The organism is Devosia sp. T2-14 (assembly GCF_055397495.1).
In genome coordinates, this window is the sequence record NZ_AP027921.1 from 771,967 (window position 1) to 795,000 (window position 23,034).

General features: G+C 62.1%; 22 protein-coding genes, 1 tRNA gene and 2 rRNA genes (1 of these 25 only partly in view). 12 read left to right on the forward strand and 13 right to left on the reverse strand.

The features are described from left to right. Nucleotides 1-4 precede the first annotated feature (4 nt). Nucleotides 5-334, reverse strand: a complete 330-nt coding sequence (locus ACZ5WT_RS03750) for a TfoX/Sxy family protein (RefSeq protein WP_464286052.1) — start codon at nt 332-334, stop codon at nt 5-7. Beyond that, nucleotides 331-1,881 (reverse strand): UxaA family hydrolase, encoded by a 1,551-nt coding sequence (locus tag ACZ5WT_RS03755; RefSeq protein WP_464286053.1) that lies wholly within the window; start codon nt 1,879-1,881, stop codon nt 331-333. Before ACZ5WT_RS03755 ends, ACZ5WT_RS03750 begins: the two co-directional genes overlap by 4 nt. A 127-nt stretch (nt 1,882-2,008) precedes the next feature. Between ACZ5WT_RS03755 and ACZ5WT_RS03760 the strand changes: the two genes are divergently transcribed. The 3 genes from ACZ5WT_RS03760 to ACZ5WT_RS03770 all read left to right on the forward strand — a co-directional run bounded on the left by ACZ5WT_RS03760 (nt 2,009) and on the right by ACZ5WT_RS03770 (nt 4,186). Beyond that, a complete protein-coding gene (locus ACZ5WT_RS03760) occupies nt 2,009-2,758 on the forward strand; it encodes a GntR family transcriptional regulator (protein WP_464286054.1) in 750 nt (249 codons plus the stop codon). Between the two features lie 43 nt (nt 2,759-2,801). After that, the gene (locus ACZ5WT_RS03765; RefSeq protein WP_464286055.1) at nt 2,802-3,236 is read left to right on the forward strand and encodes an RbsD/FucU family protein; all 435 of its coding nucleotides are present in this window, start codon (nt 2,802-2,804) and stop codon (nt 3,234-3,236) included. A 98-nt stretch (nt 3,237-3,334) separates the two neighbouring features. Next, the gene (locus ACZ5WT_RS03770) at nt 3,335-4,186 is read left to right on the forward strand and encodes a fumarylacetoacetate hydrolase family protein (protein WP_464286056.1); all 852 of its coding nucleotides are present in this window, start codon (nt 3,335-3,337) and stop codon (nt 4,184-4,186) included. A gap of 333 nt (nt 4,187-4,519) precedes the next feature. On the opposite strand, the gene ACZ5WT_RS03775 is transcribed toward ACZ5WT_RS03770, so the two are convergent. Then, on the reverse strand, nt 4,520-4,894 hold the full coding sequence (locus ACZ5WT_RS03775) for a RidA family protein (RefSeq protein ID WP_464287148.1): 375 nt from the start codon (nt 4,892-4,894) through the stop codon (nt 4,520-4,522). Between the two features lie 124 nt (nt 4,895-5,018). Here ACZ5WT_RS03775 and ACZ5WT_RS03780 point away from each other — a divergent pair, with 124 nt between their 5' ends. The 3 genes from ACZ5WT_RS03780 (at nt 5,019) to ACZ5WT_RS03790 (ending at nt 6,715) form a co-directional block, all read left to right on the forward strand. Continuing rightward, nucleotides 5,019-5,720, forward strand: coding sequence for a DedA family protein (locus ACZ5WT_RS03780; RefSeq protein ID WP_464286057.1), 702 nt, complete (start codon nt 5,019-5,021; stop codon nt 5,718-5,720). Between the two features lie 52 nt (nt 5,721-5,772). Further along, nucleotides 5,773-6,345, forward strand: a complete 573-nt coding sequence (locus ACZ5WT_RS03785; RefSeq protein WP_464286058.1) for a tetratricopeptide repeat protein — start codon at nt 5,773-5,775, stop codon at nt 6,343-6,345. A gap of 73 nt (nt 6,346-6,418) precedes the next feature. Next, nucleotides 6,419-6,715: a GNAT family N-acetyltransferase gene (locus tag ACZ5WT_RS03790; protein ID WP_464286059.1), complete on the forward strand. Its 297-nt coding sequence runs from the start codon at nt 6,419-6,421 to the stop codon at nt 6,713-6,715. Here the strand turns inward: ACZ5WT_RS03790 and ACZ5WT_RS03795 are convergent, their stop codons facing one another. Then, nucleotides 6,716-7,753, reverse strand: a complete 1,038-nt coding sequence (locus tag ACZ5WT_RS03795) for a DUF3298 domain-containing protein (RefSeq protein WP_464286060.1) — start codon at nt 7,751-7,753, stop codon at nt 6,716-6,718. 28 nt (nt 7,754-7,781) lie between these two features. Beyond that, nucleotides 7,782-9,548, reverse strand: coding sequence for a sensor domain-containing diguanylate cyclase (locus ACZ5WT_RS03800; RefSeq protein ID WP_464286061.1), 1,767 nt, complete (start codon nt 9,546-9,548; stop codon nt 7,782-7,784). Nucleotides 9,549-9,688: 140 nt separating this feature from the next. Here ACZ5WT_RS03800 and ACZ5WT_RS03805 point away from each other — a divergent pair, with 140 nt between their 5' ends. Further along, a complete protein-coding gene (locus tag ACZ5WT_RS03805; RefSeq protein WP_464286062.1) occupies nt 9,689-10,135 on the forward strand; it encodes a hypothetical protein in 447 nt (148 codons plus the stop codon). Between the two features lie 5 nt (nt 10,136-10,140). Here the strand turns inward: ACZ5WT_RS03805 and ACZ5WT_RS03810 are convergent, their stop codons facing one another. After that, nucleotides 10,141-10,746, reverse strand: coding sequence for an alpha/beta hydrolase (locus ACZ5WT_RS03810; protein ID WP_464286063.1), 606 nt, complete (start codon nt 10,744-10,746; stop codon nt 10,141-10,143). 147 nt (nt 10,747-10,893) lie between these two features. Between ACZ5WT_RS03810 and ACZ5WT_RS03815 the strand changes: the two genes are divergently transcribed. Further along, nucleotides 10,894-12,288: an L-serine ammonia-lyase gene (locus tag ACZ5WT_RS03815; RefSeq protein WP_464286064.1), complete on the forward strand. Its 1,395-nt coding sequence runs from the start codon at nt 10,894-10,896 to the stop codon at nt 12,286-12,288. Nucleotides 12,289-12,339: 51 nt separating this feature from the next. Here the strand turns inward: ACZ5WT_RS03815 and ACZ5WT_RS03820 are convergent. After that, nucleotides 12,340-12,416: transfer RNA gene (locus tag ACZ5WT_RS03820), tRNA-Met, on the reverse strand. A 214-nt stretch (nt 12,417-12,630) separates the two neighbouring features. Between ACZ5WT_RS03820 and ACZ5WT_RS03825 the strand changes: the two genes are divergently transcribed. The 4 genes from ACZ5WT_RS03825 (at nt 12,631) to bfr (ending at nt 15,293) form a co-directional block, all read left to right on the forward strand. Further along, nucleotides 12,631-13,668: an aldo/keto reductase gene (locus ACZ5WT_RS03825; RefSeq protein WP_464286065.1), complete on the forward strand. Its 1,038-nt coding sequence runs from the start codon at nt 12,631-12,633 to the stop codon at nt 13,666-13,668. A gap of 73 nt (nt 13,669-13,741) precedes the next feature. Beyond that, complete coding sequence (locus ACZ5WT_RS03830; RefSeq protein WP_464286066.1) at nt 13,742-14,437, forward strand: DUF599 domain-containing protein; 696 nt, start codon at nt 13,742-13,744, stop codon at nt 14,435-14,437. Between the two features lie 114 nt (nt 14,438-14,551). Next, the gene (locus ACZ5WT_RS03835) at nt 14,552-14,842 is read left to right on the forward strand and encodes a (2Fe-2S)-binding protein (RefSeq protein ID WP_464286067.1); all 291 of its coding nucleotides are present in this window, start codon (nt 14,552-14,554) and stop codon (nt 14,840-14,842) included. Further along, nucleotides 14,808-15,293, forward strand: a complete 486-nt coding sequence (gene bfr / locus ACZ5WT_RS03840; protein ID WP_464286068.1) for a bacterioferritin — start codon at nt 14,808-14,810, stop codon at nt 15,291-15,293. Before ACZ5WT_RS03835 ends, bfr begins: the two co-directional genes overlap by 35 nt. Nucleotides 15,294-15,377: 84 nt before the next feature. Here the strand turns inward: bfr and ACZ5WT_RS03845 are convergent, their stop codons facing one another. The 6 genes from ACZ5WT_RS03845 to ACZ5WT_RS03870 all read right to left on the reverse strand — a co-directional run. Beyond that, nucleotides 15,378-15,977 (reverse strand): nucleotidyltransferase family protein, encoded by a 600-nt coding sequence (locus tag ACZ5WT_RS03845; protein ID WP_464286069.1) that lies wholly within the window; start codon nt 15,975-15,977, stop codon nt 15,378-15,380. Nucleotides 15,978-16,090: 113 nt separating this feature from the next. Further along, nucleotides 16,091-17,098, reverse strand: a complete 1,008-nt coding sequence (locus ACZ5WT_RS03850) for an alpha/beta hydrolase (protein ID WP_464286070.1) — start codon at nt 17,096-17,098, stop codon at nt 16,091-16,093. 161 nt (nt 17,099-17,259) lie between these two features. Then, on the reverse strand, nt 17,260-18,474 hold the full coding sequence (locus tag ACZ5WT_RS03855) for a lytic murein transglycosylase (RefSeq protein WP_464286071.1): 1,215 nt from the start codon (nt 18,472-18,474) through the stop codon (nt 17,260-17,262). Between the two features lie 158 nt (nt 18,475-18,632). Further along, complete coding sequence (locus tag ACZ5WT_RS03860) at nt 18,633-20,786, reverse strand: mechanosensitive ion channel domain-containing protein (protein ID WP_464286072.1); 2,154 nt, start codon at nt 20,784-20,786, stop codon at nt 18,633-18,635. 204 nt (nt 20,787-20,990) lie between these two features. Continuing rightward, nucleotides 20,991-21,106 (reverse strand): 5S ribosomal RNA (gene rrf / locus ACZ5WT_RS03865). A 131-nt stretch (nt 21,107-21,237) separates the two neighbouring features. After that, nucleotides 21,238-23,034, reverse strand: a 23S ribosomal RNA gene (locus ACZ5WT_RS03870) (it continues 926 nt past the right edge of the window).

Genomic DNA, 23,034 nt, shown 5'->3' on the forward strand with positions numbered 1-23,034 from the left:
GACGTCACTTCTTCGGCTTTTTCGGCTTGGGCAGCGGCAGCTCCGCCGCCGTTACCCGCACGAGGCCCGCCAGCCAGTCGGCATCGTCCCAAAGGTCGCCATCGATCTGGAAATAGGGTTTTGCGCCGGGATAGGGCTCGCCCTCGGTGACCGTGCCGAGATAGGCGTGGCCGGCCTCGGTGGGCTTGATGAACAGCTGGTCGTCGCAGACCAGCGCCATGATCTTACCGTCGCAATAGAGGCCAAATTCGCCAAACATCTTGCGCGCGGTGACCGTGCCGGCCGCCGCGCTCTGTTCAAGGATGTAGTCGACTGTGCCCTGCTGGGTGCTCACATCACCGCCCCTACCTGCCACGGCACGAATTCGTTGTCGCCATAGCCCAGCGCTTCCGACTTGGTCTGGGCGCCCGAGGCCACGGTCAGCAGCAGGTCGAAAATCTCCTGGCCCTTGGCCTCGATGGAGACGCCCTCGACGATATCGCCGCAGTTGATATCCATGTCCTCGGACATGCGCGCATACATGTCCGAATTGGTGGCCAGCTTGATCGAGGGCACGGGCTTGCAGCCATAGGCCGAGCCGCGCCCGGTGGTGAAGGCCAGGATATTGGCGCCGCCGGCCACCTGCCCCGTCGCCGAAACCGGATCGAAGCCGGGCGTGTCCATGAACACGAAGCCCTTTTCGGTGATCGGCTCTGCATATTCGTAGACGGCGGTCAGCGGCGTCGTGCCGCCCTTGGCCGTCGCGCCCAGCGACTTTTCGAGAATGGTGGTCAGCCCGCCCAGCTTGTTGCCGGGGGATGGATTGTTGTTCATCTCGCCGTTGTTGCGCTGGGTGTAGTTTTCCCACCAGTGGATGCGCTCGATCAGCTTTTCGCCCACTTCACGCGACACGGCGCGGCGGGTCAGCATGTGTTCGGCGCCATAGACTTCGGGCGTCTCGCTGAGGACGGCCGTGCCGCCCTGGCGCACCAGAATATCGGCCGCGACGCCGAGCGCCGGATTGGCGGTGATGCCCGAATAGCCATCGGAGCCACCGCATTGCAGCGCAAGCGTCAGTTCCGACGCATCGACGGTTTCGCGGCGGGCGCGAGCGGCCACCGGCAGCATCTCCTTGATGCGCTCGACGCCCCAATCGATCATCTTCCGCGTGCCGCCAATTTCCTGGATGGTCATGGTCTGGAAGGTGTCGGTTTCGCTGAGGCCGTAGGTTTCCTTCATCTTGTCGATCTGGAAGGCCTCGCAGCCCAGCCCCACCAGCAATGCCGCGCCAAGATTGGGATTGGCGGTATAGCCCCACTGGGTGCGGCGGAAAATCTGGTAGCCTTCGCCGGTCAGGTCCATGGCGCAGCCCGTGCCATGCACGAAGGGAATGACGCCATCGATGTCGGGATATTCGTCGAGAATGCCCGAGCGGGTGATCGCCTCGGCCATGAACTTGGCGACGGTGGCCGAGCAGTTCACCGAAGTGAGGATGCCGATATAGTTGCGGGTGCCCACCTTGCCATTGGCGCGGCGATAGCCCTCGAAGGTGGCGCGCTCTGGTAACGGCACCATGTCGGGCGCGATGGCGCCCTCAGTGAAGGCATAGTCATGGGTCAGCGATCCGTCGGCGCCCCCCATGCCGCAATTGTGCTCATGCACCCAGTCGCCGGGGACGATCGCATCCTTGGCAAAGCCGATGATCTGCCCGAACTTGATGATGGCCTCGCCCGCCGCGATCGGCCGAGTGGCAAACTTGTGGCCGCGCGGCACGCGCCGGACAATGGCCACGCCCTGCGGCGTATCAGTGCCGACATCAAGGTTGGCCAGGGCCACTCCGATATTATCGGCTGCATTGAGCACAAGGGTCTTGGCCTGCGGGCGGGTCATCGTTTCGGACATTGATCAGGGGACTTTCGCAACTCGGGTCTGGCCGGCGCTTTACCTCCAGCCCATTTGCCGCCAGATTGCCGCGCAATTGGCAGCGACGGGCGTTGTAAAGCAGCACGGCACTAACTAACATGTTAGCATGACATCCGCAGCAAGTCCCTATTCATTTATGGTCCGCCCGGCGACGCTGGCGCGTGGCTCGGTCACGACCGAAGTGACCAATATTATCCGCGATGCGATCGTGACCTTGGCCCTGCCCCCCGGCAGCGCCATCGACAAGTCGCTGATCTGCGCCGAAATCGGCGTATCGCGCTTCCCAGTGAGCGAGGCGCTGGCGCGCCTGCAGATCGAGGGGCTGGTCGACATCGCCCCGCAACGCGGCTCGACCGTCTCGCTGATCCGCATCGCCGATGTGCGCGAATATATGCTGATCCGCAAAGGGCTCGAATCGGAAGCCCTGCGCGTCTTGATCGGCAGCCACGACGCTGACTTGATCGAGGCCTTGCGCGCCAACCTGGCCGCACAGCGCGAAGCCGCCGAGCACGACGACGCCGAAAACTTCCACCGCATCGACGTGGAATTCCACGACATCATCTATCGCTCGCTCGGCTTCACCCGGATCAAGAGCATCATCGATTCCGCCCGCGCCAATCTCGATCGCGCACGCCGGCTGATCATCACCCCACGCCGGCTGGCGCTGACCATTGCCGAGCACCAGGCGATCTTTGACGGCATTCTGGCCGCCGACCAGAACCAGGCGGCGCGGGCCATCCGTGCCCATATCGACGCGGTGATGGTGGAGCTGTTCGCGTTTGCGCGCGAATATCCCGCCCCCTTTGCCGACGGCGCTACGCTGGGCTCGGACGACGATTCCTTCCCCTTCGGCTAGCCTGGCCACCGCCTTCACACCAAGATCGAGCTGAGGAGGAAACATGCTCAAGAATATCCCGCCCATTCTGGGCCCGGACCTGTTGGCCATTCTGCGTGCCATGGGCCATGGCGACGAAATCGCCATCGTGGACGCCAACTATCCAGCCGATTCCGCCGGACCGGTGCTGGTGCGGCTCGACGGTGTCAGCGCCACGGATGTGCTCGACGCGATCCTCACCGTGATGCCGCTCGACGATTTCGTCGAGGAGGCCGCCATCTGCATGCAGGTGGTGGGCGACGCCGGCAAGCGCGAGCCGGTGATGGATGCTTTCGACGCCATTATCCGCCAGCATGAACCGGCCATGGGCCTGTCCTCGATGGAACGCTTTGCCTTCTACGCCCGCGTCAAGACCGGCTACGCCATCATCCAGACCGGCGAACGGCGGCTCTACGGCAATATCCTGCTGAAGAAGGGCGTCATCCGCCCCGACGCCTAAATATTGCTTCAGGCGAACGCATGGGACCAACGTCGCCCTCGACAGGCTAACATGTTAGCTCTATGGCCTTGGGCAACCGCAAGAGGGAACCGCACCACATGAAACTGCTTCGTATTGGCAACAAGGGCGCCGAAAAGCCCGCAATCCTGGCTGAAGACGGCTCGATCCGCGACCTTTCGGGCGTGGTTGCCGATATCGGTGGCGCAACGCTGTCTGCCGAAGGTCTCTCCAAGATCGCCGCAACCGACATCAACGCGCTGCCCAAGCTCGATGCCGGCCAGCGCATCGGCCCCTGCGTCGCCAATGTCGGCAAGTTCATCTGCATCGGCCTCAACTATGCCGACCATGCCGCCGAAACCGGCGCTGCGATCCCGGCCGAGCCGATCATCTTCATGAAGGCCACCAGCGCCATCATCGGCCCCAATGACGACGTGATCATTCCCAAGAACTCGATCAAGCCGGACTGGGAAGTCGAGCTGGGCGTAGTCATCGGCAAGGAAGCCCGCTACGTCGACGAGGCCGACGCCATGGACTATGTGGCCGGCTATTGCGTCATCAACGACGTCAGCGAGCGCCATTTCCAGATCGAGCGCGGCGGCACCTGGGACAAGGGCAAGGGCAGCGACACCTTCGGCCCGATCGGCCCCTGGCTGGTGACGCGCGACGAAGTTGCCGACCCGCAGAACCTGAGCATGTGGCTCGAGGTTGACGGCAAGCGCTACCAGAACGGCTCGACCAAGACGATGATCTTCGGCGTGGCCCATGTGGTAAGCTATGTCAGCCAGTTCATGAGCCTGCAGCCGGGCGACATCATCTCCACCGGCACCCCGCCGGGCGTCGGCATGGGCATCAAGCCCGAGCCGGTCTGGCTCAAGCCCGGCAACGTCATGCGCCTCGGCATCGAGGGCATGGGCGAGCAGACCCAGAACGTGAAGGCCTATCAGGCTTAAGTGACGCTTGGGACCGCGAAGGTCCGCCACGCACGGCGCTGCCCACGGACTTGATCCGTGGGCAGCGCCGTGCCGTGCTGATAGTGGCCCGCGGATCAAGTCCGCGGGCAGCGGCCGGTGGGTGGCGAGAATTTACCCCGCGCAGTCGCGATATCGGGGCTCCCATACCCCCCACCCTGCTCGATGAACGGACTTGGCTGACGCCAAGCCCTATCTCGCTTCCCTCCCCACAAGGGGGAGGGAGGGTGGCTCCCAACATTCCCGGGACGCACAGCTCTCTAAGCATACGCGCTGTCATCCCGGCCTTGAGCCGGGGTGACACCGAGCTTGGGGCTACGGCCGCCGGGCGATCAGGTCGATTTCGACCAGGGCGCCCACCGCGAGGGCGGTGACGCCGATTGTGGTGCGGGCGGGGAGTTTTCCGGGCTCGAAGAAGCTTGGCCAGATCGCGTTGAGACCCGAATAATCGCGCTCGAATTCGGTGAGGTAGATGCGCGCCATGGTGACGTGCTCAAGACCCAGCCCGATGCCGCCCAGAACCAGCTTCAGATTATCCACCACGCGCCGGGTCTGCGCTTCGATGCCGGCCGGGAGCGGTGCGTCGGGGGCCGCCGGATTGGTCGGCATCTGGCCCGTGACGAACACGAAGCCATCGGCTTCGACGGCATGAGAAAACGGGGCGACCGGGCGCGGGCCGGCCGAGATCATGTGGTGGAGAAGCTGGCTCATCGAAAACTCTTGCGTGATAATGCTTGAGCATCGTCGTGCCGAACGCCATAAGTCAACGGCTGGTGGCTTATGACGCCCCAAGCAGACCGGGGCCGAGCCTGATATGTTCGATGTCTTCCATACTGTCTCTGCCTATCTCGAGAGTTTTCTCGCCGCCATTTCGGGCAATTTCTGGCTGACCTTCTGGTTCATCTTCGCGGTGGCCATCGGCGAGGCCGTGTTCATCCTCGGACTGTTCGTGCCTTCGACCCCTGTGCTGCTGATGGCAGGCGGGATCATTGCCGAGGGGCGCCTGCCCTTCTGGGAGGTCTATTTCGCCGCGGTGACCGGCGCCATTATCGGCGACGCCCTCTCCTATACGATCGGGCATTTCCTCAAGGATTCCATCAAGGAAGTCTGGCCCTTCAAGCACCACAAGGACCTGATCGCGCGGGGCGAGGTGTTCTTTGCCCGCCATGGCGGCAAGGCGGTGTTCATCGGCCGGTTCATTCCGGGCGTCAAAGCCGTTATTCCCGGCGTCGCCGGCATCATGGGCATGCGTTACGGCCATTTCACCCTGATCAACGTCACCTCGGCCTTTGCCTGGGCGGCAGCCCATATCCTGCCCGGCATGCTGCTGACGGCCTGGCTGAAATCCATCGGCCTGTCGCTCGAACTGGTCATCGTGGTCGGCACGCTGATCCTGGCGGGGCTATTCGTGCTGCTGCACTACCACCGCCGCATCCTTCTGTTCTTTGCACCCTGGATGGGCGGCTTTGGCCGCTCGCTGCAGACCCGCTGGGGCAACCAGGACCACGCGCGCTAAGCCGGAAAGAGGGCTTGCGGAGCGGCGCAAAGAGGATCAACCTCGCCCGATCATGCGCCGCTCGATATCTGCCGGGATCATAGCTGCTGCACTGATGGGCCCGCTGGCGGTCAATGCCGTCACCGTAGGGCCAGCCTTTGCCCAGAGCGGACCGCGCGAAGACGCCCTCGATACCCTGTTTGCCCGGCTGCGCGTGGCGCCCGACGCCGCCACTGCGCGAACCCTCACTAATGAAATCTGGCTGATCTGGACCACCCCGACCGATGCCGCCCTCGCCGCCCGGATGGCCGAGGTGATGGCGATGCGCCAGAGCGCCGACTTCACCGCCGTAATGACCCTGCTCGATGGCATTGTCACCGACTTTCCCGATTATGCCGAAGGCTGGAACCAGCGCGCCACCATCAATTACCTGCTCTCCAACTACGAGCAGTCGCTGGAGGATATCGACAAGGTGCTCGCGCTGGAGCCGCGCCATTTCGGTGCGCTGGTGGGGCGCGCGGTGATCTACCGCAACCAGGGCAAGCTCGATCTGGCGCTCAAGGACATGGTGGCGGCATTGGCCATCCATCCGTTCCTCGTCGAGCGGGCACTGTTCCCCGAGCTGGAAAGCTTCAAGTCAATCTGAGCCTTGACCCTGCCTTGCGTGCGGGGTCTGCTGTGACCACATTGGCTGGTGCAGCAAGTTTGAGAGCAATCACATGATCGAGACTGAACTCACGGTGACGCGCGAAGATGGCGCCACGCGTGGCCGCTACGTCATCCATCTGGCGCCGGGATACGAGGCCGAGATGACGTTCCGCAAGGGCGAGAACGGCACCATCATCATCGACCATACCGGCGTGCCCCGCGAATATGAGGGCCGCGGCATCGCCGCCAGGCTGGTCAATCAGGCCATCGCCGATGCCCGCGCCGAGGGTTTCAAGATCACCCCGGTCTGCTCCTATGTGGTGGCGCAATTCCGCCGCCACCCCGAATGGGCCGACCTGCGCGCATGATTACCAGCCATAGCGCACGCTGTCCTGGCTATCGGCCTTGATGGCTTCGAGCGTTTCCCAGGGAACGGTGATGGTGGGCGCGCCATAGGCATAGGCGGCCACCTCGTAGGGCTGGAACTGGATCACCAGACCATAGGCATTGGAGAGGTCCCAGCGGGTGGGATCGGTGACCGCCTCGACGATCTCGCTGCGATCATCAACCTGCAGCCATTCGCCGTGCTGGGCCTGCAGCTGGTCCCAGGCCGCATCGGTCAGCACCTTCTTCCAGGTTTTGCCCGCGAACACGTCGCTGGCCTCCAGCGCGCGCTGCTCGGGCACGTAGTAGTGCAGGAAGCCGACGGACGAATTGCCATGCGCGGCGCCATGCCCATACCAGTAGGTGCTGGTATCGAGCGTGATGCGGTTGGCCCCGACCACTTCCTTGATTGCCAGGGTGACCGTGGAATCCGCTGAGGCGTCGACATCGGTCTTATTGCCGCCTTCGCCAAGCGACGGCGCCAGTTCTGCGGCGCTGGCGCGCACCACCGCGTTGAACCCAGCCGCCAGCGGATCGTCGCCGTCAAGCTGGGGGTAGTTCACGACATGGCTGGCCAGCTTCCAGTAGGAATCGGGATTACCCACTTCATCGGGGTCCGGCAGCACGTCGTAATGCGATTGCACGAAAAAGCGCAGTCCGCCCAGCATGCGGCTGCTTTCGAGCGCCGTGCTGCGGGTGTTGAACGTGGCGACGAGGCACGCCGCGCCATCCTCGTCATAGCTGCCACGGGTCAAGGGCTTGGCGTCGTCGGTGCAGGTGCGCCGGGCAAAATCGAGCCAGCCGCGCTGATCGTTGCGTGCCAGGGTGAGCGCCGCCGGCGACAGCCCGCCAGTCGCGGTGGCAAAGGTCTTGGCGAGGCGGTCATCGGCCTTGGACAGGTCGGGATTGTCGCAGATCGCCTTTTCGAAGGGCGTGCTGGCCTTGGCGCAGTCAAAGCTGGCGGCAGCGGCCGACGCGGACAGCAAGGCCAGCGCGAAAACCGGCGCGAGAGTGCGGATCATGACCATGTGGATTCCTTGCTTTTGGGTATCAACTGTTCGCGCGGGCTGACGCGCCATCGGGGCGATCGCCATCGAAAATGATGACGCGGTTGCGGCCATCGTCCTTGGCCATGTAGAGCGCGGTGTCGGCCATTTCAGTCGCCACCTCGATGCTGTCGCCAGCGTCGAGCAGGCACGCGCCGACGCTGACGCTGACCGCGACCGGGCACCCGTCGGACAGGATAACCGGCTTGTCGCTGATGGCCGCCATCACGCCGAACGCGGCGGAACGTAGCAGGTGCGGGGCGCTGTTCTGCAGCAGCACCAGATACTCGTCGCCGCCCCAGCGCGCCGCGACATTGCCATCGCCGATACTGGCAGCGATGCGGCGGGCGAGTTCGGCAATCACGCTGTCGCCGGCGGCGTGGCCATAACGGTCGTTGATTGCCTTGAAGTGGTCGATATCGATGAGCAGCAGGCCATTGCGCTGGTCCCCGGTGCTGTCGACGAAGGCCTCCATGAAGCCGCGCCGGTTGGCGAGGCCCGTCGGGCCATCGCGGAAAGCCAGGGTTTGCAGCTCTTCGGTGCGCTCGCGCACGCGGGCCTCCAGTAGCCGCGTATTGTCGGTCACCGCCACCGCCATTTCGGCAAAGGCGGTCGATAACCGCCCCACTTCGTCGCGCGGCTGATCGCCCATCGAAAGCGCCGGGCCGTAATCGCCTTCCCGGGCCCGGCGAACCATGAACTCGAGCCGGGTAAGACGATCGAGCACCTGCCGCTTGAAGACCAGCCCCAGCATGATGGTCACCAGCCCCATCACCGACCCCAGCAACAGGCCGATGGGCAGAAACAGGCGCTTGTCGATGATGGCGTCAATATCCATCATGGTGACGTTGAACCAGCCAAGCCGGTCGAGATAGCCAACGCCCACAAGCGTCTGCTTGCCGCCAACCCGCATGAAGCGCGATTGCGCAATGACGTCGCCCCCAGTCACTTGGGCCATCAGTTCGCGCAGGGCCTGCTGATCCTCGGGGCGATCGACCAGCGAGAAGACCGTGCGCTTGGCGCTCATTTCCCGGGTGAGGCTGCGCAGATCGACCATGTCGGGATCGCGATGGGCCTGCACCGCGCCCTGCCGGTCGACGAACATCGAGGTAATGCCGACCTGGGGAACGTTGACCACGTCCTGAATGAAGGCGGTGAGATCAATGCCGGTACCCAGCACGCCCAGCACCCGCCTGCCCTCGCGGATGACGCAGTTCATCCACACCTTGGTGACGCGCAGATTGGCGTCGTTATCGACATTGAGGTGACAGCCATCGCCCAGCGCCGCAGTGGCGAAATACCAGTTGTCGCGCGGATTGTCGGCATCGACCGTGTAGCGGAATTGCGCGCCGGCATAGGCGTTGGAGGCGTCGTTGAAGTAGTAATTGCCCGAGGCGCCGATGACGAAGAAGTAGCTGTGATCGGCAAAGGACTGGCGGAAATGCTCGAGCTCGGCGAGACCGCGCCGCTTGGCATCCTGATTGGTTTCGTCATTGGCCCAATCGCGGATCGATTGCGATCCCGCCAGGGTTTCGGCCAGCGACACTTCGCGCATCAGTGCCTGCAGACCCCGGTAGCGGTCGTAGAGCACCTGTTTTTCAGCGAACAGCGTGCCCAGCTGCACAACGGTAGAAGCAACCAGCCAGTTGAAGGCCAGATAGGCCGGCACAGCCACCACCGCAAAGCCGAAAACCACCAGGATCAGCACGCGAACACGCAGGCTGCTGGCGATCTTGGCTCGAAGCCCGGTGATTTGGCGCCTAACGTCCATCCGGTCTGCCCCGTGGGGACTGGAGCTCCAGATGTAGCGGCTACTAGTCTAGGTTTGGTTAAAGCTGGGCTTATCCGCCCGGACAGGTGAACTCTGTGGCGCGCCGGGCGTTGTCTCAGCGACGAGCAAGGAGGTCACCAATGAGTCCGCTGGAAACCAAGATCCGCGCCCTCTTCGACGCCTATGGGAAACGGTCCGACGATGCCCTGCAAGACCCGCCAAAACTGGATATCGACGGCGTGGTCGGCGCCTTCGCACCCTATTTCGTTGAATCCAGTCCCAAGGGGGTAATGGGCGGCGCCAACAATGACCGGTTCCGAAACATGATCCCCTCGGGGTTTGCCCGGTATCGCGACGTGGGCGGCAAGCACATGACGATCAAGGGTCTGAAAGTGACGGAACTGGATCGCATGCATGGCGTCGCCGACGTGGATTGGGATTTCGCCTATGTCGACAAGGCCGGCAAAAGTGGCCATGTCACCTTCACCAACCTCTACTTCGTGACCATCGCCCAGGGCACGCCCAAGATCTTCGCCTATGTGACGCCGGACGAAGACCAGGCCATGCAGGAGCACGGCCTGCTCTGAAACGGCTAGCCCAGCGTTGCGAGGAAGCGCTGGGTTTCCTGCAACTCGGCCGGCCGCAGTTCATGACCGCCGTCGTGCCAGAACAGGGTTGTTGCGGCCCCGTTGCCCTGGAAGTAATCACCGAGCGCCTGCGATGCGGGCGCCGGGCAGATGGGATCGCGCCGCCCCGCCGTGATCAGCACATGCCGGCCGGAGAAATCGGTGGCCGGCGGCGCAAAGGGGATCAGCGGGTGCATAAGCACCGTCGCATCGAACAGGTCCGGGGCAGCAAACTGCATCGAGGCCAGAATGTTGGCCCCATTGGAATAGCCCAGACCAACAACGCGGCGCGGCTGGCCTTCGGCTTTGCGCTCGGCGACGAAATCGACCATCTGCCTTGTGCGCAGGGCCAGATCGTCCATGTCATAGACGCCCTCGCCGGTACGCCGGAAATAGCGCAGCGCCCCGCCCTCGCTGATACCACCCCGCGGGGCGATAACCCGCGCGCCGGGCAGCAATTGCCCCGCCAGGTCGAAAAACTGGTTTTCGTCGCCGCCGGTGCCGTGGAAGACCACAAAGAGCGGTGCCGAGGGATCGGCGCCCGGTGCCTCGCGATAGTGATAGCTGGCCATGGAAGTCTCCTGAATTTGTTACCCATACATAGGGCCACCCGACCACCCCGCACAATCGACCCTACAGCCACGCACTGTTGCCAAATCGGCAACAATGGCCCAGTCGATTGCGATTGCTGACCGGCTGCTTTCATGCAGAATACGCCCATGTTTCTATCGGTTTTCGACGTCTTCAAGATCGGGATCGGACCTTCGAGTTCCCACACGATGGGGCCGATGACCGCGGCGCGGCGCTTTCTCGACGAGCTACAAACCAATAACTGGCCCCGTGCCCATAGCGCGCGTCCCGCAGCGCTGAGCGCCAGCCTGCATGGCTCGCTAGCCTTTACCGGCATCGGCCATGGCAGCGGCCGTGCCGTCATCCTGGGCCTGTGCGGGCAGGACCCCAAGACGGTCGATCCCGACGCGATGGATGGCATGATTGCCGAGGTCGAGGGCCGCGGCATGGTGCAGCCGCCCGGCCATTCGCCCTATCGCTTCCGCCCGGCGGTCGATCTGGTCTTCGACAAGAAGAACGCCCTGCCTGGCCATCCCAATGGGTTGCAGTTTGCCGCCCATGACGAAGACGGCCAGCTGTTGTTGCGTCGCGCCTATTTCTCCATCGGGGGCGGCTTTGTCGTCACCGCCGAGGAGCTGGAGGCGATCAAGGGCGCCTCGCCCGAACAGGCCGACGTGCCCTATCCCTTCGCCAATGCCAGGGACATGCTCGACATGGCGGCCCGCTCGGGCCTGTCGATTGCCGGCATGAAGCGGGCCAATGAGGAAGTGACGCGCAGCCGCGTTGCGCTCGATCGCGGCATCGATGAAATCTGGTCGGTGATGCACAACTGCATCCGGCGCGGGCTGGATCAGGAGGGCATCATGCCCGGCGGTCTCAACGTCAAGCGCCGGGCGCGCAACATCTTCCTCCAGCTCGATGCGCAATGGCAGCGCAACGAGATGACCCCGCTGATGGCCAATGACTGGCTGAGCCTCTACGCCATGGCTGTCAACGAAGAGAACGCCGCGGGGGGCCGCGTCGTCACCGCCCCGACCAACGGCGCGGCCGGGGTCATTCCGGCGGTGATGCAATACTATCTCAAGTTCAACGCCGCTGCTGGCGACAGCGATATCCGCGACTACCTGCTGACGGCTGCGGCGGTCGGCGGCATTATCAAGCACAATGCCTCGATTTCGGGTGCCGAAGTGGGCTGCCAGGGCGAAGTAGGCTCGGCCTCGGCCATGGCCGCCGCCGGGCTCTGCGCCATCATGGGCGGCACGCCAACCCAGGTGGAAAACGCCGCCGAGATCGCGCTGGAGCACCATCTGGGCATGACCTGCGACCCGGTCGGCGGGCTCGTGCAGATCCCTTGCATCGAGCGCAACGCCTTTGGCGCGGTCAAGGCCGTCACCGCAGCTTCGCTCGCCCTCAAGGGCGACGGCACTCATGCCGTGCCGCTCGACGCCTGCATCGAGACCATGCGCCAGACCGGCCTCGACATGAGCGAACGCTACAAGGAAACCAGTCTCGCCGGCCTCGCCGTGAATGTGGTGGCCTGCTGAAGATCCGGAAAAGGAAAAGCCCAGCAAACTCGTTGAGTTTGCTGGGCTTGTTGGTTGCGGGAGTAGGATTTGAACCTACGACCTTCAGGTTATGAGCCTGACGAGCTACCGGGCTGCTCCATCCCGCGTCAATCTTCGATAACAATGCTTGGAAGCGGTTATCTCTACCGCGTTGCTCGCGGTGTGAGGGGTATATAGGGGGTAGTTTCTGATTGCTCAACCCCTAAAGCGATGCCGTGTGAAGCTTTTTTGACGCAGGCCTTTTTCTGGGCTCCCAAGTCTGGCAATCGCGGCAGCTTGGGCTAGTGTGCACGCACCTCAGAATTACCGCCGGATTGCTTGATGAAACTGAAGACGCTTGGCCGCACTGACCTGCGGGTCACCGAACTTTGCCTGGGCACCATGACCTGGGGCAGCCAGAATACCGAGGCTGAGGGCCATGCCCAGATCGATATGGCGCTCGAGGCCGGCATCAACTTCATGGATACGGCCGAACTTTATGCCGTGCCAGGCAGCGCCGAAACCTCCGGCCGCACCGAGGAAATCATCGGCAGCTGGGTGACGCGCACCGGCAAGCGCGACCAGTGGATCATCGCTTCCAAGATCGGCGGCGGCGGCAACGCCTTCCTCCGCGACGGCGCGCGCCCCGACCGCATCTCGATTCGCACCGCGCTCGAAGAGAGCCTCCGCCGTCTCAAGACCGACTATGTCGACCTTTACCAGATCCACTGGGCCAGCCGCGGCAGCTACAATTTCGACGGCGCCTGGACCTACGCGCCGCACAAGCAGGATTCGGCCGACACCCTGGCCCATATCGAGGAAATGCTCGAAACGCTGGGCGAACTGGTAGCCGAGGGCAAGCTGCGCCATATCGGTGTGTCCAACGAGACCACCTGGGGCATCGCCCAGTGGCTCCGCATCGCCGAAGCCCGGGGCCTGCCGCGCCTGGTTTCGGTGCAGAACGAATACAACCTGCTGCGCCGCCACTTCGATCTCGACCTGGCCGAACTTAGCCATCACGAGGATGTGGGCCTCTTGGCCTATTCCCCGCTGGCTGCCGGGCTGATCACCGGGAAATACTTTGACGGGCAGATGCCCGAGGGCAGCCGCGCGCATTATCAGAAAGCCTTCTGGCGTCTGAGCGAGCATTCCGAAACCGCCGGCAAGGCGTATCTTGAGCTGGCCAACCGCTGGGGCCTGGACGTGTCGCAGATGGCCATCGCCTTTGCGATGACCCGGCCCTTCACGTCCTCCGTCATCATCGGCGCCACCAGCACGGACCAATTGCGCAATGCCATTGGCGCCCATAATCTGACGCTGTCGCCCGAGCTTCTGGTCGAGATCGACGCCATCCATCGGCGCTATCCTCGTCCGATCTAGGATCGGCGCGCCGGCGGCAGGCGTCACCCCTGCCGTCGGCGCATCACGAACCACAACGCCTGCGGGGCAAATCTTGTCGACGACGCTGTTCTCCACCATCCTGCCGCTGCTCTGCTATCTGGCGTACAACATCATCGTGCCGCAGATCGAAAAGGTGCGGCCCTCACTGTCCTCGATCATGAACATGCAGCGCCGCCGCTGGGTGGCCAATGCCTCGCGCCGGGAATCGCCGTTCGACGCCATCCTCTCCGGCAACATCATGGGGTCGGTGAGCTTTCTCGCATCGACCGCCGTGCTGCTTATTCTGGCGATCTTTGCCGTGTTCGGACAGGTCCCCGCCCTGATGACGACGCTGGGCGAACTGTCGCTGGAACGGACCTATACGGCGCTCGACGTGCAGCTGCACCTTGTCGTGATGCTGGCCATGTTCGTGCTGGCCTTCTTCGCCTTCACCCTGTCGCTGCGCCAGTTCAATCACTTCTGCATCATGCTGGGCGCCATCGACCACGATACCCCGCTGACCGAGGACGAAATCGACGCCATTACGGCGATGAATGCCCTGGGCGCCCGCAACTTCAACAGCGGCATCCGCGCCTACTATTTCTCGGTCGCCACCGTCGCCTGGTTCGTCTCGGAATGGCTGCCGCTGGCGGCGTGCTTGGCCACGATCATCATCCTGGCGCATCGCGAGTTCTTCTCCTCGGCGCACCGCACCGCTGCATCGGCCGCCGTCATCGCGGCGCGGCGCCAGCAGGAACGCAAGGGCTAAGCCCCGGCGTTCACCAGCGACAAATTCTGACATTGACATTCAGCTAATCGAGTCGCTTTATGCGGCCGTCGTAACCACCCGGACCCCACGTCCATGCTCGTCTGCCAGTGCAACATGATCACCAGCAAGGAAATCGAGAGCATCGTCCTCGATTTGCTGCGCGCCGATCCCTGGCAGCTGGTGGTTCCGGCCATGGTCTACAGCGAACTCAGCCGTCGTGCCAAATGCGGCGGCTGCGTACCGAATGTGGTGGACATTATCGTTCGCGTCACGGAAAACTATCACTCACAGCAAGCCCAGCAGTCGGGTGAGGTTCTCGCTCTCCCGACCGGTCTTGAGAAGCTCAAGAAGCTACGGAGTGGAGTACGTCGTGAAAGGCGAAGCGCAGGTCATCGAGCGGCTTAACGAAGCCCTCTTTCTCGAACTCGGTGCAGTCAACCAGTATTGGGTCCACTTTCGTCTCCTGGACGACTGGGGCTACAAGAAGCTGGCTGCCAAGGAACGCGCAGAATCCATCGAGGAAATGCACCACGCCGATCGGTTGATCGAGCGCATCATTTTCCTCGAGGGCCATCCCAACCTGCAGCGTGTTGCGCCCTTGCGCATCGGCCAGACCATCAAGGAAGTCCTCGAAGCCGACCTGGCTGGTGAGTATGACGCCCGCGCCGCCTACAAGGCAAGCCGCGAGCTCTGCGAGCAGCTTGGCGACTATGTCTCCAAGAACCTGTTCGAGGCCCTGCTGGCCGATGAGGAAGGCCATATCGACTTCCTCGAAACCCAGCTCGACCTGCTCGACAAGATCGGCATCGAGAAATACGGCCAGCTCAATTCGGCATCCGCCGACGAAGCCGAATAGGCCGCGCCAATACGGCAGCCAAATACAAAATCCCCGCGCGAGCGGGGATTTCTGTTTTTTTACCTTGGGCACGCAAATGCCCAATCAGTCGGGCCAGGGCACCACGCTGAGCTCGGGCCACACGGCTCGCGCCCGCTCGGCCTTGATGGTGTGAGTAATCCTATTGTTCAGCCGCGTGTTGGGCGTGACCCGGAACGAGAAGATATCGTCGAGTCCGAAAGGCGCATGAGTTACTAGGCGCCCGTCTGGTTCGAGCCGCACGGCGACGGCATGGGTGCGCGAGGCAAAGTTCAGCATCATGTCGGCGCTGGAGTGCAATTGCGGATAGGGCACGCCGAACTTTTTCGGAAACCACAAATGGACCCGTGCCTGGTTGCGCACCTCGACGGGTATCGGGACGCCTGCGAACCATAGCGCCGCCCGCTGGATGACGGCATCTTCCGCCTCCCAGGAAGTGTCGGTGCCGTCGAAGTAGACCACGTCTGCGTCTTTTATGCCGGTAAGGCGCGGGCGTCCCGTCAGGACGTTCCAAACCGTATTGTAGATCGCCCCCGAACCCAGAAGAGGATCGGGCAGATCCAGCGCTCGCAGGCGCACCAGGATATCCATCAACACCGGATCGTCCCGGATAATGGTTTCAAGCGCGTCGCGTTGTACCGTCGGCTCCGCTCCAGCGAACCTCAAATGATCCTGCAAACGAACACTCCCCGATGGCCCTCATGGCAAGAGATGTTGTCGCCATCTTGCCACGCCCTCGCCCTTCGACAAGTTCAGAAAGAGGTCCGCTTGGCGAACCGTCACTTCTCGATCGGCTGGAACATCGAGTTCATCTGCTGGATGATCTGGTCCATCGGCGCGATGGATTCCGGCAACTGCTCCGGCGGTTCGGGGGCGATGGCAACATAGGGTACCCCGCTCGGGAAGGCACCGAACATCTGGAAGAACGCCACCATGTCGTCGAGTACCGGCATGCGCCAGCGCCACATGGCGCCCATGGCAATCACCGGCTCCATGTGGCCAAAACCCTCGTAGTAACGGGTGGTGACCCAGATGCCGCTATCCTTGAGCTTTTGCGCGAAGCGTTCGGTATTCTGCATGCGCACGATGGGGTCGGTCGTGCCGGTCGCCAGATACATGGGCGGCGCGTCGGCGGTGACCAGATTGATAGGCTGGGTGCCCTCGGGATTGGGCGCAGAACCAAAGGCGTTCTGCACTTCTCCATATTCGAACGGGTAGAAGTCATAGGGCCCCGACAGCGCCGCAACGCCCCGGATGGGCAGGTCAAAGCCATATTCGCGCAGGAAAGACGGATCGAGAGCCAGCATCACCGCATTATAGGCGCCTGCCGAGTGGCCGGCGAGGAACAGCCGGCTGGGGTCGCCGCCATAATTGGCGATATTGTCCTGCACCCAACGCAGGGCGCTGGCATTGTCTTCGAGAAATTCGGGATACTTGACCTCGGGCACGAGACGATAATCGGCAATCACCGTCACGAAGCCACGGGCCGCCAGCGCCCGGCCGACGAACTGATAATCGCTGCGTTCGCCCCGGTTCCAGCCGCCGCCATAGATGAAGAACACCACGGGCGCTGCAGCACCGCGCGCCTCGGGCGCATAGACGTCGAGCTTGTGCCTGACGCCATCGGCATAGGCGATGCCATCGCCCACCTTGGCCGTGCCGCCATCCATTGCCGAGGGCAGATTGAACGGGTCCATGACCGAGAGGGCAAAAGTCGGTGCCGGCAGGCAGACCAGCAGCAGGATGACCGCGAAGGCACGACGAAACGACAGGGGCAGACTGGGCATGAACGTGACGATCACTGTTGGGAAGGCGCGGAAGCTAGGGGGCAATTCCGGGGATAGTATGACGCCCGGAAATGGGCGAGGGCAGGCGCCTCGAACGTTAGGAGACGTGCCTGCCCTCTACTTAAGCCCGATAAAGTTGACTCTAAACAGTTAACAGATGCTTAACGTTTGAGCCTGTCGAGCAGGCGCCCGGAAATGTGACCATCGGCCGGCAGTCCGGCCCGGGATTGATAGGCCACGACGGCAGCGCGGGTCTTGGGTCCGATGACGCCATCGGGCGAACCGACGTCAAATCCGGCCCGGTTGAGCAGCGTCTGCAACTCGGCGCGCTGCGCCTTGGTCAGTGCATAATCGCCCGCCGGCCAGGGCGTGACAAAGCTGCCGCCACCGATGATGCGGTCGGCCAGATGGCCCACGGCCAGCGCATAGCTGTCTGAATTATTGTAACGCTTGATTACATCGAAGTTCGGCAGCACGAGGAAGGTCGGGCCCGAGGCGCCGGCCGGCATATAGAGCCGCCCGATATCGCTGGTGCGCGGGAACGGGCGTCCCGACACGCGCTGGATGCCCATGGCCTGCCACTGGCTCAGTGGCGCCCGCTCCATCTGCCGCGCCGCGGCAAAATCGAACCCGTTGGGGAGCTTGACCTCATAGCCCCAGGTTTCACCCGGGCGCCACTTGTGGCTGTTGAGATAGTTGGCGGTCGAGCCCAGCGCATCCTGCACCGAGTTCCAGATATCCTTGCGGCCATCGCCATTATAGTCGACGGCATAGCGCATGAAGCTCGAGGGCATGAACTGGGTGTGGCCCATGGCCCCGGCCCAGGAGCCGACCATATTCTTGGGGCTGACATGCCCATCGGTGACAATGCGCAGCGCGGTCAGCAGCTCGTCGCGGAAGAAGTCGGCGCGGTAGCCGCCCTCGGTCAGCGTCGCCAGGGCGTGAATGGTGTTCTCGCCCCCCATGAAGCCGCCGAAATTGGTTTCCATGCCCCAGATGGCCAGCACCACTTCGGGCTGCACGCCCCAGCGCTGCTGCGCCCCAGTCAGCGTCTGGTTCCACTCACCCCGCATCGCCTTGCCCTTCTGCGCCTGGGCGGCAGTGACGCGGCGATCGATATATTGCTGCACGGTCTGGCTAAACTCGGGCTGCTTCTTGGTCAGCTCCATCACCTTGGGCAGGTAATTGTAGCCCGCGAACGACGCCTCGAATGCCGACTGGCTGACGCCGCGCGCCTTGGCCATTGGCCACAGGCCCCGCACGAAATCGGCGCTATTGGCCAGCGACGGCGCCACGGCGCTCAAACTGAAGGCAGACACCAGGGCAATGGCGGTGAGGCTGCGCAGGGCGCGGGCCCTGCCGATGGAGCGAAACATGACGAGGCCTCGTGATACGCGAATACAAGTACAAGCAATGCACCGGCTGTGCCGCAACTGGCGCGTATCACAATTTTAACTCATCAAATTAAGATGCCCTTAAGGCAAACCGGCGCGGCGATCACAAAGGATTTAACCCACACCTTTGCTCGGCTGCCTCAGGTCCCCATCTCACCCATCATGGGTGGCGGTAGCATTTCGCCCGACTTGCCGCGGCCACCAGCCACATAATTGATCTGCGGATAGGGCACTTTGAGCCCGCGCTCGTCGAACACCTGCTTGATCAATTCGCTATAGGCGCGGCCCGCCGCCCAGTGCTTGCCCGGCTTGGTCTTGATGCGCGCCCGCACGGTCACCGCGGACTCGGTGAAGCCGGTCACCCCATGCATATCGAGCACGTCGATGATATCGGCGGCAAACTCGGTTTGCAGCAGGCGATCGAACGCCTCCTGCATCGCCAGCTTGATCTGGCCGATATCGCTGTCATAGGAGGCACGAATTTCCGCGACGTGGAACGAGAAGCCCCGCACCATGTTGGACACCTGATCGACCGAGGAGAACGGGATCAGGTGCACCGTGCCGGTGAGATCACGAATGGTCACCGAGCGAATGGTGAGCTTTTCGACCGTCCCGGTCTTGTCGCCCAGCGCCACCACGTCACCCTCGTTCATCACATTCTCGAACTGGATGAAGATGCCGGTGATCACATCCTGCACCAGCTTCTGCGCGCCAAAACCGATGGCCAGACCGATGACACCGGCACCGGCGAGCAGCGGTGCAATATTCACGCCGATCTGCGCCAGAGCCAGCATCACGCCGAACAGCACCAGGGCGCTGGTGAAGGCATTCTTGAACAGGCCCAGCAGGGTCTTTTCGCGCGGCGTTGGCGTTTTGCCGATATCGGTATTGAGCTGGTACTCGACCCAGGACGCCACCACGACATGGGCCACGATGCAGACCACGATGATCAGCGTCGCCGAGATCAGCGAACCAGCGGCGTGTTGCCCGGCTTCCGTCCCGATCCAGCCAACAAAGTCGAACAGCGCCCAGGCCTGCGCAATGGCGATTACGACCGCAGCGATAACGATCCAGCGCACCACCTGGATGACGCGCGGCACAAAGGCATGCAGCCGCGCCTCGAGCAGCGGCAGGCGCGTCTTGATGTCATCGGATAGTTGCAGCCCGGCACTGACGCCGCGCGTGATGAACCCGACAATCACCGCACCTGCCAGGATGGCGATCAGCGATTGCACCGTAGCCCCCAGCATGAAGGGCAACGCTTCGGCCGGATTGACCAGCCACACGACCAGCAGAGCGAGGAGATAGACGATGGCCAGCGCATGCCAGTGCTGCCCGAGCAGCACCAGCAGCTGCCCATAGCCATCATTGCCGCGCTTCTTGGCAATGCGCTCCAACCAGTGCCGCACGTCGTCCTTGTTCTGCAGCACGATGACGATGCCGATGGTCACGGCCGTCGCCATCACCAGAACCTGCACCGCCGTCGCCACGCCCACCGACAGGTTCGTGGACAGGATCGGCGTGACCAGCAGGAACGTGTAGCCGAGCAGAGAAATGATGCGCGAGATCCAGAACGACCAATAGGCCGCATTATCGTCATTGATCGGGATCAGACGCAGGCTGGCGAAACGCGGCGCCAGCACCGCCCGAACCACCAGCTTGCAGAGCTCGATCAGCAGGAACGCGTTGAGCAGCAGGGACTGATTGATGCCCATGACGCCAACATAGCCGGTCAGCACGGCCACGGCATTGCCCGCCGCCCAGGCCCCCAGAACCACGGCAAGATCGACCAGGGCGGCGCCGAGTGCGGCCAGCAGGCGGGGGACGAACTTGCGCCCCACGGCATCGGCTGCGATGCGCCGCTGCGCCCACAACATGGCGAAGCGCAGGATCAGGAAGCTGCCGAAGATCCCCAACGCAACCAGGAACACCCCGACCACCACATCAGCAAAGGCATTGAAGTCGGCGTTGGCCGTGCCGGTGACACCCTGCTGCAGGTCTACGAACACACTGCCAAGGGTGCGGAGTGTCGCCGAGGTCCCTTCGGCCACTGAGCGGGTATACTCGGCCAGCTGACGGGCAAAGCTGAGATCGGCTGGTGGGGCCTCCAGCCCCTCCCCTGCTCCACTTTGGCGCAGTCGCTCGATCAGCGCGCTGCGGCTCTCGTCATTCTCGATGATCCGGATCAGCGCGTCGATCTCGTCATTGCCGACGGATGCGGCCGCTCCGGTTCCCTGCGCCATCGCCCCCACCGTGGTGAACAGGAAGGCCAGGACAAGCACGAGATAACGCATTGATCGCTCCGCAGTTTCAGACGCAGGAAGATTCGTCTGTCTCTAGCGTTTGATCAAGGAGTTGTTTTGGCGGGATTGGGGATTGGGGTGCAAAAGCTGGTCCGCCCCCCTTGGTGTGTGCGTTTCAAACGCAAAAACCCCAGTCATTTCTGACTGGGGTTTTATGTGTTTCGAGATCGTAATGAGACCATACGTTTTTGGCAGACCTTGCAGCGACCTACTCTCCCAAGCCTTGAGACTTAGTACCATTGGCGCAGAGGAATTTGACGGTCGAGTTCGGGATGGGATCGGGTCTTGGGCTCCTCGCAAAAACCACAAGGTCAGCGAAAAACGTATGGGTGAATTCTGGTTTTGGTTCTGATTTGGACATTGCCTTCCCATGCAAGAGGCAATGTCTGGTGTATTATTTGTACCGATCAAACTCACACTATGCGGACATAGATTAATGAGAACGATCAAGCCAATCGAGCTATTAGTACCGGTAAGCTTCACACATTGCTGCGCTTCCACACCCGGCCTATCGACGTGGTGGTCTTCCACGGCTCTCAAGGGAATACTAGTTTTGAAGGAGGCTTCCTGCTTAGATGCTTTCAGCAGTTATCCCGTCCGAACTTAGCTACCCTGCAATGCGGCTGGCGCCACAACAGGTCCACCAGAGGTTCGTCCAACCCGGTCCTCTCGTACTAGGGTCAGCTCTTCTCAATATTCCTACACCCACGGCAGATAGGGACCGAACTGTCTCACGACGTTCTAAACCCAGCTCACGTACCACTTTAAATGGCGAACAGCCATACCCTTGGGACCTGCTCCAGCCCCAGGATGTGATGAGCCGACATCGAGGTGCCAAACAATGCCGTCGATATGGACTCTTGGGCATTATCAGCCTGTTATCCCCAGCGTACCTTTTATTCGTTGAGCGATGGCCCTTCCACGCGGGACCACCGGATCACTATGACCGACTTTCGTCTCTGCTCGACTTGTCAGTCTCGCAGTCAGGCAGGCTTATGCCATTGCACTCGAGGAACGATTTCCGACCGTTCTGAGCCTACCATCGCGCGCCTCCGTTACTCTTTGGGAGGCGACCGCCCCAGTCAAACTACCCACCATACGCTGTCCCGGACACTGTTATGCCGCGGTTAGACATCTATGACGATAAGGGTGGTATCTCATCTTGCGGCTCCACAGAGACTGGCGTCCCTGCTTCAAAGCCTACCACCTATCCTGCACATGCCGACACAAATGCCAGCGTAAAGCTATAGTAAAGGTGCATGGGGTCTTTCCGTCTGACCGCAGGAACCCCGCATCTTCACGGGGAATTCAATTTCGCTGAGTCTATACTGGAGACAGTGGGGAAGTCGTTACGCCATTCGTGCAGGTCGGAACTTACCCGACAAGGAATTTCGCTACCTTAGGACCGTTATAGTTACGGCCGCCGTTTACCGGGGCTTCAATTCAAGGCGTTAACCTCTCCTTTTAACCTTCCGGCACCGGGCAGGCGTCAGACCCTATACGTCGTTTTGCAACTTCGCAGAGCCCTGTGTTTTTAGTAAACAGTCGCCACCCCCTCTTTTGTGCCACCCCTGCCCAGTTGCCTGAACAGAGGTCATGCTTATCCCGAAGTTACGCATGCAATTTGCCGAGTTCCTTCAGTATAGTTCTCTCAAGCGCCTTGGTATACTCTACCAGTCCACCTGTGTCGGTTTAGGGTACGGTCAATGTTGGTGGAGCTATTTCCTGGAACCGGCTCATCGCACCCCCAATCCAATAAGGGGATACGAACCTGCGCGATCCGTCACTACCACCTGGCCCACGAATATTAACGTGGTTCCCATCGGCTACGCATTTCTGCCTCACCTTAGGGGCCGGCTAACCCTGCGCTGATTAGCATTGCGCAGGAACCCTTGGACTTTCGGCGAAAGTGTCTCTCACACTTTTTGTCGCTACTCATGTCATCATTCGCACTTCCGATACCTCCACGGCCCCTCACAGGTACCGCTTCACAGGCTTACGGAACGCTCCGCTACCGCTTGCACGTAAACGTGCAAACCCTAAGCTTCGGTGCATAGTTTTAGACCCGGTACATCTTCGCCGCAGGAACGCTTGACCAGTGAGCTGTTACGCTATCTTTAAAGGATGGCTGCTTCTAAGCCAACCTCCTGGTTGTCTAAGCATTCCCACATGCTTTCCCACTTAACTATGACTTGGGGACCTTAGCTGTAGGTTAGGGCTGTTTCCCTTTTGACGACGG